The sequence below is a fragment of the Sphingopyxis sp. 2PD genome (assembly GCF_005503695.1).
Classification (GTDB): Bacteria; Pseudomonadota; Alphaproteobacteria; order Sphingomonadales; family Sphingomonadaceae; genus Sphingopyxis.
The window spans coordinates 31,050-45,034 of record NZ_SCMU01000013.1; the positions used below are offsets into that span (position 1 = coordinate 31,050).

The following is a 13,985-nucleotide window of genomic DNA, read 5'->3' on the forward strand; positions in this document are numbered from 1 at the left end:
GCTCAGCCTCCTTCCATCGCCAGCGTTGCCGTCGCCGGAATCTTCATCCCCTCGAACGCTTGCGCCGCATACGGTCCTGCGGGGTCGACCCAGTGCAGGAACAGATGCGCCGACCAGCGATTGGGGTTCGGCATCATCCGCCCGTGCAGACGGTGGACCCCCTGATACAGCACCGCATCGCCGGGCAGCATCGGCACCGACCCATAGGCCTCGGCGCCGAAATCGGCGTCGGCGCGTTCACGCGGCGTTTCGATATGCTGCGATCCGACCTCAAGCGGCCAAGGCTTGTCATCGCTCGCGGCGAGCAGCAGCGACAGGCTATGCTCGCACGCGTGGCGGTCCGAATGGACGCGGCAGATGTCGCCCGCGCGGTACATGCGGAAATAGCAATAGGTCGGGCGCAAATCATGCCCGACCAGCGCGCTGATCGCCGGGGTCATTCCCCATAAAAAAGTCGCAAGCGGCGGATATTGCTGGCCATAGACCTCGACCGCCTCGGTCTTGAGCAGCGCCGATCCGCGCTTCAAGGCATCGAACGACACCCCGCCCCGGATCAGGTCGGATTTCAGGGTCGCCAGCAACGCGTGGGTGACGTCGATCGGGACAAAACCCGGCAGCGCCAGATAGCCCTCGCGTCGATATTGCTCCGCCCCGCCGGTCATATCGTCTCCAACAGCCTTTCCGCCTGCGCCCGCGCCTCGGCGGTCACCTCGGCGCCCGACAGCATCCGCGCGATTTCCTCGCGGCGGCCTGCTTCGTCGAGCGCGTGGACGCTGGTGCGCGTGACAATGCCCTCGCTCGATTTGGCGATGATGAAATGCGCCGCACCCTTCGCCGCCACCTGCGGGCTGTGCGTCACCGCGAGAAGCTGTTTTCCGGCGCCCGCCAGCCGCGCCAGCCGTTCGCCGATCGCGCTCGCCACCGCGCCGCCGACGCCGCGGTCGATTTCGTCGAAGATGATCGTGTCGGCGCCGCCCTCTTCAGCCAGCGCGACCTTGAGCGCCAAAATGAAGCGCGAGAGTTCGCCGCCCGACGCGATCTTGGCGAGCGGCGCGAAGGGCGCGCCGGGGTTGGTCGAGATGAGGAATTCGACGCGGTCCATGCCGTCGGGACCCCACCGTTCGGCGGGCAGCCGTTCGACGAGCGTCTGGAAGCGCGCGGCGTCGAGTTTCAGCGGCACCAGTTCGCCCGCGACCGCGGCATCGAGACGGACGGCGGCCTTGCTACGCTGGTCGGAGAGGGCGCTCGCCGCATGGGTGTAGGCGGCGGCGGTCTCAGCAACCGCGGCTTCGAGCTTCGCCAGCCCCGCGCTGCCGCCCTCGATCGCGTCGAGCCGCGCTGCGAGCGTCCCGGTGAGTTCGGTGAGCTCGTCGGGCTGGACGCCATGTTTGCGCGCCATGGCGCGCAGTTCGAACAAACGCGTCTCGGTCGCCTCGAGCCGGTCGGGATCATATTCCATCGCGCGCGCCGCTTCATGGAGCTTGCCCTCGGCCTCGTCGGCCTCGATGATCGCGCGGTCGAGCGCCGCCAGCGCTTCGGCGAGCAGCGGGTGGTCGCCCGCCAGCCGGTCGAGCCGCCGCGCCGCGCCGCGGAGCTGCGCGGGGCCGCTCTCGCTGCCCTCGAACGCTTCCATGATCGCGCCCAGATCGCCCGCGAGCCGCTCGCCCTTTTGCATCGCGGTGCGCGCTTCCGAAAGTTCGGCATCCTCGCCGGGCAGCGGGCCGAGCGCCTGCAATTCGGCGACACAATGTTCGAGCCACTCGCGGTCGCGCTCCGCCTCCGAAATCGCGGCGCGCGCGGCGGCAAGCCGTGCCTCGGCAGCGCGCCATGCAACATGCGCCGCGGCGACCGCACCCGTGTTCGCGCGCGCATAGCTATCGAGCAGCGCGCGGTGGCCTGCGGGCGCGAGCAGGCCGCGATCATCATGCTGGCCGTGGATTTCGACCAGATGCGCGCCAACTTCGCGCAGCAGCGCCGCCGAACAGGGCTGATCGTTCAAAAAAGCGCGGCTGCCGCCATCGGCTTTCAGGGTGCGGCGGATCAGCAAAGGCTCGCCCGGTTCGGGCGCCATCTCGTTTTCGGCGAGCAGCGCGGCCAGCGGCGTTCCCGCCGCGGGCGCGACAAAAGTGGCGGTGACCTGCGCCTGTCCGCTTCCCTGCCGCACCAGCGCGCTGTCGGCGCGCGCGCCGAGCGCAAGTCCCAGCGCGTCGAGCAGGATCGACTTGCCCGCCCCAGTCTCGCCCGTGAGCACCCCCAGCCCGCGCGTGAAATCGAGGTCGAGCCGTTCGATCAGAACGATATTGGCGATGGACAAAGCGGTCAGCACAGGCCGTCCTTACCGCAGAACAAAGGCAGAATCTATTCCCGGCGCAATCAGGCGCTCGGCGCGTGCTTCTGCATCAGCTTGTACGCGCGCTCATACCATTCGTTGCCCGGATAGTTGGCGCCCAGCACCGCCGCCGACTTCTTCGCCTCGGCGGGAATGCCGAGCGACAGATAGCATTCGGTCAGGCGGTACAGCGCCTCGGGCGCGTGGCTGGTCGTCTGATATTTGTCGACGACTTCGCGAAAGCGGATCGACGCCGCCAGCCAGTTCGAGCTGCGCTGATAGAAGCGACCGATTTCCATTTCCTTGCCCGCCAAATGGTCCTGCACCAGGTCGATCTTCAATCGCGCGTCGGCGGCATAGCGGCTGTCGGGATAGCGGCGGATCACCTCGCCCAGCGCGTTCGACGCCTGCTGGGTGATCTTTTGGTCGCGGGTGACATCGCTGATCTGCTCATAATAGCTGAGCCCGATCAGATAATAAGCGTAGGGCGCGTCCTTGTTGCCCGGATGGATCGCCAGGAATCGCTGCGCCGCTTCGATCGCGGGCGTATATTCGCGGTCCATATAGTAACTGAAGCTGCTCATCAGCTGCGCACGGCGCGCCCAGGGCGAATAGGGATGCTGACGCTCGACCTCGTCGAACAGCGCCGCAGCAACGCCATATTGCTCGCGATCAAGCCGATCCTGCGCGGCGCGGTACAGCGTGTTGACGTCGCGCGCGACATAGCGCGTGTCTTTCTTGACCCCGGCGCCGCCACAGGCCGCCAGCATGGGGGTAATAACCAGAGCGGCAGCGAGCAGGCGCACGGTGGCGCGCGAAGGGGTGCGATGAGTCATGCGCGCGGTATAGCCACAGCGCCGATGAACGCAAAATAAATGATGGGTGGTTCGCCGCAGATTTACGGCGCCTTTACCACGCACCCTTTCAGCGCATCGGCGGGCGCGGGAACGCGGCGCGCGGTCTTGATCGTGACCTGCGGCTCCAGCATCTGGCCCTTCATCACCCCCTCGCCGGCCGTGGGCGAGATGGGCGCGTTGAAGATCGCCGCCGCGACATCGGCGCCGCTGACGATTTCGCCGAACACTGCAAAGCCCGCCCCGTCGCCGCCCGGTGCATCGCTGTCGAACCCCTTGATGTCCGACAGCAGCAGGAAAAAATCGGTCGTGGCATCGCCGGGGTTCAGCCGCGCCATCGACAGCGCGCCCTTGCAATTGGTCAGCCCGCTGGTCTTCGTCGGCTCGTGCGCGATCGGCGGAAAATTCTTGCGCGCATCGCCGCGATTGCCCGCCTGCACCAGCTGGTTCGCCGGCCCCCAGCTTTTGGTCGAACGATAGAATTTGAACCCGTCCATCCGCTTGGCATCGACATAGCGGAGGAAATTGGCGCTGGTCACCGGCGCGCGTTTGTTTTCAAGCCGCACGGTGATCGTGCCAAGGTCGGTGACCAGCGCAACATAGGGCCGCGTGTCGGGCGCGACGACCGGCACCGGCAAGGGTGGCGGCGGGGGCGGAGGTGCCATCATCGGCCGGACGGTCGGGCCGGTACCCGGCGGCGTGGTCATGACGGCGGGACCAGCCTGCGCCGTCAGGGCGAGCGAAAGAAGGATCGTCAACATACCCCGCTTATGATCCGATCGCCCATGGCACGAAAGCCGAAATTTGCCGCGCCCCGGCGGGGGCATCGCCCCCTGTGCGCCGACGCCGCGCCATTCCCGATCTCAGGGGTCGTTGGAAAGGAACCGGAATCCGGCTAGATGACGCGCCAACCGCGCCACATAGGTCAGACATGGGCCAGACAGGGGAAAAGCATGACCGATACGCCCGACCATGATCCAGCCCCCAGCGCCGCCGCCGCGACCGAGACGGCATCGCGCCTGCTCCGCTATCTGCCGCTGATCACGATCGCGCATTTCCTGATCGGCCTGCCCGCGCTGATCGCGTCGCTCGCGCTCGCCTGGTTTGCCTTTGTCCAGGCCGATGCGACGCAAAAGATGCAGACCGGCGGGGTGATGCCCTTCGTCACCTTTGGCACGAGCAACGGCGACGCGGACGGCAATCAGGATATTGCGCTGTCGCTGACGAACAATGGTGTCGGCCCCGCGATCCTCGGCCCGATCGAAATTCGCTATGAAGGCAAGCCGATCGCCACGCCGCTCGAACTGCTGCGGGCGTGCTGCACCAACACCCCGGCGCAGGCGCTGCGTTTTTCCACCTCGCCGTCCAGCGGGGTGGCGGTACGCCCGGGCGAGACGCTCGAATTCATCAGCTTTCCGCGCAGCCCGGCGTCCGAACAGGTGTGGCAGAAGTTCAACCGCGAACGGTGGAAGCTCAAGGTCCGTTCCTGCTATTGCTCGATCTTCAACGATTGCTGGGTGACCGAGGGTATGCAGGGATTGCCAAGGGCGGTGAACACATGCCCCGCCGACTGGACGCCCTACCGCGAAGACGCCGGAAACCGGATTGCCGGGATCGACGTCAAATAATTCAACCAATCGGTTGACAATAAAATTGGTCAGGTCATATTCAACCACATGGTTGAACATGATTCGCTCGCTCTCGATACGGTCTTCCACGCGCTCGGCGACGCAACACGGCGCGCCATGCTCGGCGAGCTTGCCGCCGGCGAGCGCAGCGTTGGCGACCTCGCCGCGCCCTTCGCCATGTCGCTCGCCGCGGCTTCGAAGCATATCAAGGTGCTCGAGGGCGCGGGGCTGATCCGCCGCGACGTCCGCGGCCGCACCCATATCTGTAGCCTCGATCCGGCGCCGCTGATGTCGGCCGACCAGTGGCTCGGCATCTACCGCCGTTTCTGGACCGACCGCCTCGACACGCTCGAAGCGCTACTGCGCGCGCCCAATTCGGGGACGCCTCCCGTCAAACCACCCCTCCCCGGGAAAGAAGGAGAATGATGATGGCCACAATGACGCCCGCCGACGCTTATGGCGTCGTTCGCGAGGATGCGACGCTGACGCTCGAACGCCTGCTGCCCGGCCCGATCGAGCGCATCTGGTCCTATCTCGTCGACAGCGACCTCCGCCGCCAGTGGCTCGCCGCGGGAGCGATGGAGGAAAAGGTCGGCGCCGCGGTCGAACTGGTGTGGCGCAACGACGAGCTGACCGATCCGCCCGGCACCCGCCCCGAAGCCATGGGCGACGAACATCGCATGACCTGCGAAGTCCTCGAATGCGACGCCCCGCACCGGCTGGCGATCAGCTGGGGCAGCACCGGCGGGGTAACCTTCACCTTGGAACCGCGGGGCGACGAGGTGCTGCTGACGATCACCCACCACCGCGTGACCGACCCCGCCGTCCTGCTCAACGTCAGCGCCGGCTGGCACGCGCATGTCGATGTGCTGGAGGCAAAGCTCAGCGGCACGCAAGCCACCCCGCACTGGGACAATTTCGTGCGGCTGCGCGAGGTATATGCGGCGCGGCTGGCAGGCTGATCGCCATGCACTAGTACAAATGGGGCCGTGCGAGCGGCCCCTTTTTTGTCGCCAATCCGGAAACTGTTCTATATGGATAATACAGTTCGACGGGAAGGGCGACGATGAAACGCAAATGGAAAATCACGCTTGGACTGCTGGGTGCGCTGGTTGTTGTCGGCGCGGGCGGCGCGGCGTGGATGATCGTCCAGCCGCCGAAACCGGCGCGGATCGTCGATGCGGGGCCCACCGGCCAGCGCGTGGCGAACAACGGCATTCTTGCCAATTATTTCCCCGCTCAGGGGTCCGGTCCCTCGCCCGCCATATTGCTGCTCGGCGGCTCCGAAGGCGGGCTGGGCAAGGACATGCACGCGCTGGCGCTGTTGCTGCAAGCGCAAGGCTATCACACGCTGCAACTCGCCTATCACAACGCTCCCGGCAAATCGGCGAAGCTGAAGAATATCCCGCTGGAGGACTTCTACAAAGCGCTCGACTGGCTCAAAAGGCAGCCGCAGGTCGATCCGAACCGGATCGGCATTGTCGGCTATTCGAAAGGTGCCGAGGCGGGGCTGGTGGTTGCGACGCGCTATCCGGGCATTCGCGCCGCAGTGCTTGGCATGCCGTCGAGCGTCGTGTGGGACGGCATGTCGGGCGAAAACTATCTGTTAGGATCGTTCAGCTCCTCCTGGAGCGAGAAGGGCGAACCGCTGCCGCACCTCGCCTATAAGGGCCGACCTGGCGCCGACGGGCTGATGCCGGTGTTTGTGAACGGCCTCAAGGAAGTGAGCGCCAATCCCGCCGCCGTCATCCCGGTCGAGAAATTTCAGGGCAAGCTGATGCTGATCTGCGGCGAGGCCGAAAAACTGTGGCCCAGCTGCCCGATGACCGACCAGATCGTCGCGCGCGCCGCCAAGAATGCAGCGCCCGCGCCGATCGTGCTGCGGTACAATGATGCCGGACATGGCGTGATGGGGGCGCCCTTTACCGACGCCAAGACGCGCCGAAACTGGGCACAGCTCGGCGGCACCGAAGTCGGCAATGCCGCGGCGCGCGCCGACAGCTGGACCAAGATCAGCGCCTTCCTGCGCGCCGAGCTGGGACCACAAGCCGCACCCGACTGACGGGAGTTACCGCAAACCCGCCTTGCGGACACCGCCCCGCCCGATTACCCCTCGGCCATGACCGCCGACAAGATCTTCATCAGCGCCAACGACCTCCTCGCCGATTCGCTGCGGCTGGGGATGCAGGTCATCGACAGCGGGTTCAAACCGACCCACCTCGTCGGCATCTGGCGCGGCGGCGCGCCAGTCGGCATCGCGGTGCAGGAATTGCTCGATTATCACGGCCAGCATTGCGACCATATCGCGATCCGCACCTCATCCTATCACGGCATCGACCGCCAGGATCCCGAGGTGAAGGTGTTCGCCTTGGGCTATCTGATCGACACGCTCGACCCCGACGACCGGCTGCTGATCATCGACGATGTGTTCGACAGCGGGCGCAGCATCCGCGCCTTCATCGCCGAGCTGAAAGCCCGCTGCCGCCACAATATGCCGCGCGACATTCGTATCGCGACCGTCTGGTTCAAACCCGGGCGCAACGTCACCGACCTCCACCCCGATTTCTTCGTTCACGAAACCGACCAGTGGCTGATCTTTCCGCACGAAATCGACGGGCTGACGATCGACGAAATCCGCCAGCACAAGCCCGAAGCGGCCATCATCCTGCGCGAAGAGGGGCATACCAATGGCTGACGGTTTTGCTTCGGCTGCCGAGCGCGCTGCGTTCATCGCGGGCCTGCCCAAGGCCGAGCTCCATCTGCATATCGAAGGCTCGCTCGAACCCGAGCTGATGTTCGACCTCGCGCAGCGCAATGGGGTCGCCATCCCGTTCGCCAATGTCGAAGAGGTCCGCGCCGCCTACGCCTTCTCGAAACTCCAGGATTTTCTCGACATCTATTATCAGGGGATGGGCGTCCTCCACACCGAGCAAGACTTCTACGACCTCACCGCCGCTTACCTCGCTCGCGCGCATGCCGACGCGGTGCGCCACGTCGAAATCTTTTTCGATCCGCAGGGCCATACCGCGCGCGGCGTCGCGTTCGGTACCGTCATCACCGGCATCACCCGCGCGCTCGACGATGCGCAGGCGCGCTATGGCATCACCTCGAAACTGATCATGTGTTTCCTCCGCCACCTCAGCGAAGCCGACGCCGAGGCGACGCTCGACGAAGCATTGCCATATCTGGGCCGCATCGACGGCGTCGGTCTCGACAGCTCGGAGGTCGGCCACCCGCCCGCCAAGTTCGAAGGCGTCTTCGCCCGCGCCCGCGACCTTGGCCTGAAGCTTGTCGCGCATGCAGGCGAGGAAGGTCCGCCCGTCTATGTGTATGAAGCGCTCGACCTGCTCAAGGTCGACCGCATCGACCATGGCAACCGCAGCCTCGAAGACCCCGCCCTCGTCGCGCGCCTCGCCGCCCGGGGCATCACGCTCACCATCTGCCCGCTGTCGAACCTGAAGCTCTGCGTCGTCGACAACATCGCCGCGCATCCGCTGAAAATCATGCTGGACGCGGGGCTGCATGCCACGGTGAACAGCGACGATCCCAGCTATTTCGGCGGCTATGTCAACGCCAACTATCAGGCCGTCGCCGACGCGCTCGACCTGTCGAGAGGCGACCTGCTGACCCTCGCGCGGAACAGCTTCACCGGGTCGTTTCTGGATGATGCCGCAAAGGCGGCGCACCTCGCCGCGATCGACGCTTACGCCTGACTGAAGAAGGTCAGATACCGATGGTTTGTGGGCAAGCTGTCGTTTGAAATCCGTTCGTGTCGAGCGAAGTCGAGACGCGCTGACATCGTGCATGACCTCGCGTGTCTCGACTTCGCTCGACACGAACGGGAATAGAGGGCAGCCTGGAAACCTCCCCCTATCGGCCCATCGGCGTCCAGCCAAAATCAAGCCGCAATCAGCACCCCATGATACGACCGGTCCTCGAACGCCTGCCCCGCGCCCATCGCGACGCAGATCAGCGCATTGTCCGCGACCCGGACCGACAATCCCGTCGCTTCGGCGATCGCGACGTCCATCCGCCGCAGCAGCGCGCCGCCGCCGGTCAGCGTGATGCCTTCGTCGATGATGTCGGCGGACAGTTCGGGCGGCGTCTGTTCCAGCGCGGCGCGCACCGCGGCGACGATCTGCCCGACCGGTTCGGCGAGCGCTTCGGCGATCTCGGCCTCACTGACCTGCACTTCCGCCGGTCGGCCGTTGACCAGGTCGCGGCCCTTCACCGCGATGATCATGCCCTCGCCCTCGGGCGCCACGGCACAGCCGACCGCCAGCTTGACCCGTTCGGCGGTCATTTCGCCGATCATCAGATTATGTTTGCGGCGGATGTACGAGGAGATCATGTCGTCCATCTTGTCGCCGCCGACGCGCACCGAATTGCTGTACGCGATGCCCCCCAGCGACAGGATCGCAACCTCGGTCGTGCCGCCGCCGATGTCGACGACCATTGCCCCCAGCGGCGCGGTGACGTCCAGCCCGGCGCCGATCGCCGCCGCCAGCGATTCCTCGATCAGCTGCACCGACACCGCGCCCGCGTTCGATGCGGCGTCGCGGATTGCGCGGCGTTCGACCATCGTCGATCCCGACGGCACACAGATCACGACATTGCTGCGCTGACGCAGCACGCCCACGCCGCCCTTTGCCTTTTGGATGAAATGCTTGATCATCTGTTCGGCGACGTCGATGTCGGCGATCACCCCATCGCGCAGCGGCCGGATCGCCTGGATGTTGCTCGGCGTCTTGCCCATCATCAGCTTGGCCTCGTTGCCGACGACCTTCACCCGCCGTACCCCGTCGCGCGTTTCCAGCGCGACGACCGACGGTTCGTTGAGGACGATGCCCTTGTCGCGGACATAGACGACGGTATTCACGGTCCCCAGATCGATGGCCATGTCATGCGCGGCCGAACCGAACCGATTAAAAAATTTCATATGCGCCGAACGCCCCTGGTGATGCGGATTGGAGAATCGGGCGCGCGCGCGGTCACGCCCGCAACACCCGTGGATTTCGGCTTGTGACGATGGTTAAATCAGGTCAACGCCGCTGGCGCAGACCGTTGGTTTATCAGGCCCGGTCGAGCCGCACGCGCCACTTGCCGCCGCGAAGCAACGCTTCGTCGTCCAAAGCCGCCATTGGTCGGCGATCGCCGCGCGGCGCTAGGCGCTGCCGGGAACGATGAATTTCAGGCCCTGCAATTTGACGATCGCGCCATCGGCGCACAGCGGCGCGGCGATCAGGCGCATCCAGCGCGGCGGCGCCGCGGTCGGCCGGATTTCGACATCGAGCGTAAAGCCGCGGCGATGCTTGATCGCATAGGCACGCAATTTTTCCATCGCCGCGCGCGATCCCTCCTCGTACAGCGCGGCGGCCTCGGCGCGCGTCACCGCGGCGCCGCGCGGCAGGCCGAAAATATCAAAGACCTCGTTCGACCAGCTCAGCCGGTTGCCCGCCGCCAGGTCGCATTCCCACCAGCCCGGCAGCCCCGGTCCGAACCGCTCCACCGTCGCGATATCGCCGCTATTCGCCACCGCGTCGAGCGTATCGGCGCCGTGCAGCCGCCCCAGCTCGAAATAGCGTTCGCGTTCATACAGCGGCCAGCTGTGATGCACGGGCAAGGGATGGGTCGGCTTCAACGCACCGTTCTTTCATTATATTGCATCGGGATAGCCACGCTTCCCCTTGCAAGAACTAGTACAGATTTGCAACCCGATCGGATGCTATCGCGGGTCAGCGCCGCGCCAGCGCAATGCCCGCCAGATTCTGGCTGCGCTTGACATGACGGACGCGCGGGGCCGGGCCGTCGCCGACCAAGCCCCGGAATACCGCCAGATGCGCCGCGGCGCCATGGCGCGCCGCAACCGCGCCATTCGCCTGCGCCACCACCGCCGCCGCATCGCCCAGCAAGACAAAGTCGCTGAGCCCGCGCGCTTGCGCCAGCCGCAGCGCCGCGATCAGCGCCAGCCATTCGGCGTCCATGCTGCTGCCTGTCCCGGCCGCGCGGTCGATCGCCGCGACCCCGCCGATCACGACGGCAATCTCCATCGCACCGGGATTGGGGCGGCACCCGCCGTCGAAATAGATTTTGGTGCGGCGGGGTTTCATCGCGCCGGGCATAGCGCGAAGGACCGAACGCTGGAACCACATCCTCCCTGTCGCGCAGCGATGGGGAGGTGGCAGCGCGAAGCGCTGACGGAGGGGCTTTGGCACTACCCTCGCAAAGCCCCTCCACCATCCGCTTGGCGGACGGTCCCCCTCCCCATGGCTGCGCCACAGGGAGGATCATGTCCCCCCTAAAACGTCCCGCGCGCCGAGAAGGAGAAGATCGGGCCGATCAGCCGGTCGCGTTCTTCGACAAAGGCGATCGGACTCGCACCGCGCACCCCCGTGTAAACGGAGCGATCGCGCTTCGACCTGGCGTTGGCGATGTTGCGGACCTGCGCGCGCACGGTCAGCCCCATCACATTCTTGTGCTCGACAAAGACCGTCGCCCACACCGGCCCTTCCCAGATCTTGTCGCTCTGGTTGCGCCGGTAACTCGGCTGGTTGTGCGTATATTCGGCGTCAGCGCCCCATGCCCAATCGGTACCCGCGACATCGTGCCGAACACCGACATAGGCGACCGTATCGGTGAAGCCGTTCCACTGGCGCTTTTCGCCGGTAAAGGGATCGCGGAGCGACGATTTCTGGAGCAGCAGCCGCGTGTCGAGCTTGACCCCCTTCAGCCCCGCAGGGTCGAGGTTGATCGTCGCAGTCCAGTCGATCGCGCCTGCCTTTGCCTTGGCGATATTGCCGACCGCCTCACCGTTCGCACCGACCGGCACGACATCGACGCGGTCCTCGACATCGCGATAAATCAGGATCAGCTTGGTCGATCCCCACGCGCCGAACTTCTTGTTGATCTCGGCCTCATAGGTCCAGTCCTGCTGCGGGCGCAGGTCGTTGTTGCTTTCATTCTGGTTGCCGTCGTTCAGGAACGCGCGCGCCAGAAAATCATAGAAGGACAGTTGCAGCACCCGGCGACGCAGTTTCGCCGACACGTCGAAATCGGACGACGGCGTCCATGCCAGCGAGATCGAGCCCTTGGGGCGGAAAAAGCTGCGCGTCAGCCCGTTCATTCCGGTCTGGGTGATCGTCGAATGTTCGGCGCCGCCGATAATCTGGAAATTGAGCGTATCGGTCAGCTTGCGACCGAAGCTCAGCAAGCCTTCGTAGCGATCTTCCTTCACCCCGCCAGTGCCGCCGACAAACGGTTGTTCGATAAACACTCCGTTCGCATCGAGCACCGCGATCGACGCAACATTGTCGAGCTTGTTGAACGCTGCCTCGCCCGACAATTGCCAGTCGCCGCCCAGCATCTTCCACTGATATTCGCCGCGTCCGATCGTTTCGCCGATGTCGCCGGTCTGCGCAAAGCGATCGCCCGTGGCGGCGCCGCCGATGGGGGTGGTGACGATCTCCTGCACATAAGGTTCGTGACTGAAGCGGCGCAGCCCGATCAGCTTCAGCCTGCCCGGCCCCACCCCGAACTGATAATCGCCGTTGACCTCGTAATTCCAGGCATCGTCGGTCTGGCGGACGATACGCTCGCGGTCGGGTTGGCCCGGCGACACGCGGACGCCATCCTCGTCATAGCGGTCATATTCGCGCTGATAATGTCCGCCGATGTTCACCACCGTGTCACCCGCCGGATCCCAGGTCAGCCGCCCCGACAGCTTCGGCGCATCGAAATGGGTGTTCCAGACGTCATGGCGCCGTTCGGTGACCTGCCCCGCGCCGTCGGTAATAATCGTCGGCCCGCCGGCGCCGCTGCGCCGGGCGCTGTCATTGCTGAGCGCAACCTCATATTCGACCGTTCCGCTGCGCCCGCGAACCGACACGTCGGCGCGGGTAAACAGCGGGTCGGTATGATGCGCCCGAAATTCGGGTTTCCAGGAAAACTGCCCCGAAAAACTGTCGGCGCGATAGACGATATTGGCGACCTGCCCCGAAAGGCCGGGAATATCCAGCGTCGCGCCATCGACAATCTCGATCCGTTCGACATTTCCCGCCGGGATGCGCGACAGCTGGGTGTACATATCATCACCCTTGTTCGATGGCCGCTCGCCGTTGAACAGCACATTGCCCGTCGCCTGCCCCAGCCCGCGCAGATTTTCATTGTCGCGGATCGAAAAGCCGGGAACCTGGTTCAGCATGTCATAGGCGTTTGTCGGTGCGTAACGGGCGAAATCGGCGGCGGTGAAGACCTGCCGCGCGCTGCCGTCCGCGCCCGTCGCCGCCGTCGCTGCTGCAGCGGGCGGCGGCGCTTCGCCGGTCGCCGCGGTTTCCTGCGCCAGCACCGGCGATGCGATCGCGGCGGACAATGCGCAAAGGCTGATCAGCCGCATCACTTGACCCCCTGCGTCGCGCGGTTCATCGCCACGGCATATTCGCCGGTGACCCCCATCGCCTTCATCCCCACGACATCATGGGCGCTCAGCTTGCGATACCCCGCCGCGGCCAGCCCGCGCACATAGGCGCCGTCAACCCCCAGCGCCTTGCACGCGATCGCATCGTCGACGTCGGTCAGCACCAATGCTTCGGATTTCAGGTCGCGAAGATAGGCAGGGGTGACCTCCAGCGCTGCTGCGGCGATCAGCTCGTCGGCGTCTTTCGGCTTCGCTCCGGCATCGGTCAGCCCATCGGCCAGCGCGATCGTCGCGTCGACCATCAGCATCGACAGCATGTCGCTGCGCCGCTCGGGCACCAGCGCGCGCGACGCCAGCGCCGCCTCGAACGCGGGGTCAGAGGTAAAGCGGCAACGCCCCGTCCCTTCAAACGCGCGCGTCAGCGTGCCGGTACAGGCGAGCGTTCCCGCCTCATGTTCCACCGTAAAGGCCACCGGTCCCGCCGCGCCCTGCAGCGCATCGCGGGCGGGCGCCAAGGCGGCGCGCGCGCTGCCCAGCGACAGATCGCTGCTCGACCGCCCGTGGCTCACCCGCAAATGCGGCTGGCCTTTTCCGGGCTGCGCTTTCCATTCGATGTCGGTCATCACCAGCGGGTCGGCGGCATTGCTCGGCGCGGCGCAGGCGATGACGGTCATCAGCGCGGCGGTTGCGGCGATCATGGGGGTTTTCATGGCAGCACTCCTCTTGCCGACGCTGGACGAGCGTCATCGCTCGCCCCCGCA

Annotated in this window: 15 protein-coding genes; 6 read left to right on the plus strand and 9 right to left on the minus strand. The window is 65.6% G+C overall.

From position 1 onward, the window contains the following. Window positions 1–2: 2 nt before the first annotated feature. The 4 genes from FFS18_RS10850 to FFS18_RS10865 all read right to left on the minus strand — a co-directional run bounded on the left by FFS18_RS10850 (window position 3) and on the right by FFS18_RS10865 (window position 3,944). Complete coding sequence (locus tag FFS18_RS10850) at window positions 3–662, minus strand: hypothetical protein (protein WP_137870834.1); 660 nt, start codon at window positions 660–662, stop codon at window positions 3–5. Further along, window positions 659–2,326 carry a DNA repair protein RecN gene (recN, locus tag FFS18_RS10855; protein WP_137870835.1) on the minus strand — a complete coding sequence of 556 codons (1,668 nt, stop codon included), beginning with the start codon at window positions 2,324–2,326 and terminating at the stop codon, window positions 659–661. The genes FFS18_RS10850 and recN overlap by 4 nt, the downstream gene beginning before the upstream one ends. A 47-nt stretch (window positions 2,327–2,373) precedes the next feature. After that, on the minus strand, window positions 2,374–3,165 hold the full coding sequence (locus FFS18_RS10860) for an outer membrane protein assembly factor BamD (RefSeq protein WP_137870836.1): 792 nt from the start codon (window positions 3,163–3,165) through the stop codon (window positions 2,374–2,376). A gap of 62 nt (window positions 3,166–3,227) precedes the next feature. Further along, a complete protein-coding gene (locus FFS18_RS10865; protein ID WP_137870837.1) occupies window positions 3,228–3,944 on the minus strand; it encodes a peptidylprolyl isomerase in 717 nt (238 codons plus the stop codon). A 192-nt stretch (window positions 3,945–4,136) separates the two neighbouring features. On the opposite strand from FFS18_RS10865, the gene FFS18_RS10870 reads away from it, so the two are divergent. From FFS18_RS10870 to FFS18_RS10895, 6 genes are all read left to right on the plus strand, one after another. Further along, window positions 4,137–4,811 carry a hypothetical protein gene (locus tag FFS18_RS10870; RefSeq protein ID WP_137870838.1) on the plus strand — a complete coding sequence of 225 codons (675 nt, stop codon included), beginning with the start codon at window positions 4,137–4,139 and terminating at the stop codon, window positions 4,809–4,811. A 48-nt stretch (window positions 4,812–4,859) separates the two neighbouring features. Beyond that, on the plus strand, window positions 4,860–5,237 hold the full coding sequence (locus tag FFS18_RS10875) for an ArsR/SmtB family transcription factor (RefSeq protein ID WP_137870839.1): 378 nt from the start codon (window positions 4,860–4,862) through the stop codon (window positions 5,235–5,237). A 2-nt stretch (window positions 5,238–5,239) separates the two neighbouring features. Then, complete coding sequence (locus tag FFS18_RS10880) at window positions 5,240–5,773, plus strand: SRPBCC family protein (protein ID WP_212743043.1); 534 nt, start codon at window positions 5,240–5,242, stop codon at window positions 5,771–5,773. 104 nt (window positions 5,774–5,877) lie between these two features. Then, window positions 5,878–6,873 (plus strand): alpha/beta hydrolase, encoded by a 996-nt coding sequence (locus FFS18_RS10885; protein WP_137870841.1) that lies wholly within the window; start codon window positions 5,878–5,880, stop codon window positions 6,871–6,873. Between the two features lie 57 nt (window positions 6,874–6,930). Further along, window positions 6,931–7,506, plus strand: a complete 576-nt coding sequence (locus FFS18_RS10890) for a phosphoribosyltransferase (RefSeq protein WP_120215273.1) — start codon at window positions 6,931–6,933, stop codon at window positions 7,504–7,506. After that, window positions 7,499–8,524 (plus strand): adenosine deaminase, encoded by a 1,026-nt coding sequence (locus FFS18_RS10895; protein WP_137870842.1) that lies wholly within the window; start codon window positions 7,499–7,501, stop codon window positions 8,522–8,524. The genes FFS18_RS10890 and FFS18_RS10895 overlap by 8 nt, the downstream gene beginning before the upstream one ends. A gap of 185 nt (window positions 8,525–8,709) precedes the next feature. Here FFS18_RS10895 and FFS18_RS10900 read toward each other — a convergent pair whose 3' ends face one another. The 5 genes from FFS18_RS10900 to FFS18_RS10920 form a co-directional block, all read right to left on the minus strand. After that, complete coding sequence (locus FFS18_RS10900; protein WP_137870843.1) at window positions 8,710–9,750, minus strand: rod shape-determining protein; 1,041 nt, start codon at window positions 9,748–9,750, stop codon at window positions 8,710–8,712. A 225-nt stretch (window positions 9,751–9,975) separates the two neighbouring features. After that, on the minus strand, window positions 9,976–10,452 hold the full coding sequence (locus FFS18_RS10905; RefSeq protein WP_120215270.1) for an SH3 domain-containing protein: 477 nt from the start codon (window positions 10,450–10,452) through the stop codon (window positions 9,976–9,978). A gap of 94 nt (window positions 10,453–10,546) precedes the next feature. Further along, entirely contained in the window at window positions 10,547–10,921 is a 375-nt protein-coding gene (locus FFS18_RS10910; RefSeq protein WP_137870844.1) for a reverse transcriptase-like protein, read from the minus strand. Between the two features lie 188 nt (window positions 10,922–11,109). Beyond that, complete coding sequence (locus FFS18_RS10915; protein WP_120218036.1) at window positions 11,110–13,203, minus strand: TonB-dependent receptor plug domain-containing protein; 2,094 nt, start codon at window positions 13,201–13,203, stop codon at window positions 11,110–11,112. Beyond that, on the minus strand, window positions 13,203–13,934 hold the full coding sequence (locus FFS18_RS10920) for a hypothetical protein (protein ID WP_120215269.1): 732 nt from the start codon (window positions 13,932–13,934) through the stop codon (window positions 13,203–13,205). The genes FFS18_RS10915 and FFS18_RS10920 overlap by 1 nt, the downstream gene beginning before the upstream one ends. Window positions 13,935–13,985: the final 51 nt, after the last annotated feature.

Bases quoted from the DNA above. Each gene is read 5' to 3' on its own strand.
- FFS18_RS10915 (WP_120218036.1), bottom strand. From the start codon at position 13,203: ATGCGGCTGATCAGCCTTTGCGCATTGTCCGCCGCGATCGCATCGCCG.
- FFS18_RS10885 (WP_137870841.1), top strand. From the start codon at position 5,878: ATGAAACGCAAATGGAAAATCACGCTTGGACTGCTGGGTGCGCTGGTT.
- FFS18_RS10880 (WP_212743043.1), top strand. From the start codon at position 5,240: ATGGCCACAATGACGCCCGCCGACGCTTATGGCGTCGTTCGCGAGGAT.
- FFS18_RS10875 (WP_137870839.1), top strand. From the start codon at position 4,860: ATGGTTGAACATGATTCGCTCGCTCTCGATACGGTCTTCCACGCGCTC.
- FFS18_RS10860 (WP_137870836.1), bottom strand. From the start codon at position 3,165: ATGACTCATCGCACCCCTTCGCGCGCCACCGTGCGCCTGCTCGCTGCC.
- FFS18_RS10850 (WP_137870834.1), bottom strand. From the start codon at position 662: ATGACCGGCGGGGCGGAGCAATATCGACGCGAGGGCTATCTGGCGCTG.
- FFS18_RS10910 (WP_137870844.1), bottom strand. From the start codon at position 10,921: ATGAAACCCCGCCGCACCAAAATCTATTTCGACGGCGGGTGCCGCCCC.
- FFS18_RS10870 (WP_137870838.1), top strand. From the start codon at position 4,137: ATGACCGATACGCCCGACCATGATCCAGCCCCCAGCGCCGCCGCCGCG.
- FFS18_RS10920 (WP_120215269.1), bottom strand. From the start codon at position 13,934: ATGAAAACCCCCATGATCGCCGCAACCGCCGCGCTGATGACCGTCATC.
- FFS18_RS10890 (WP_120215273.1), top strand. From the start codon at position 6,931: ATGACCGCCGACAAGATCTTCATCAGCGCCAACGACCTCCTCGCCGAT.
- FFS18_RS10900 (WP_137870843.1), bottom strand. From the start codon at position 9,750: ATGAAATTTTTTAATCGGTTCGGTTCGGCCGCGCATGACATGGCCATC.
- FFS18_RS10895 (WP_137870842.1), top strand. From the start codon at position 7,499: ATGGCTGACGGTTTTGCTTCGGCTGCCGAGCGCGCTGCGTTCATCGCG.
- FFS18_RS10865 (WP_137870837.1), bottom strand. From the start codon at position 3,944: ATGTTGACGATCCTTCTTTCGCTCGCCCTGACGGCGCAGGCTGGTCCC.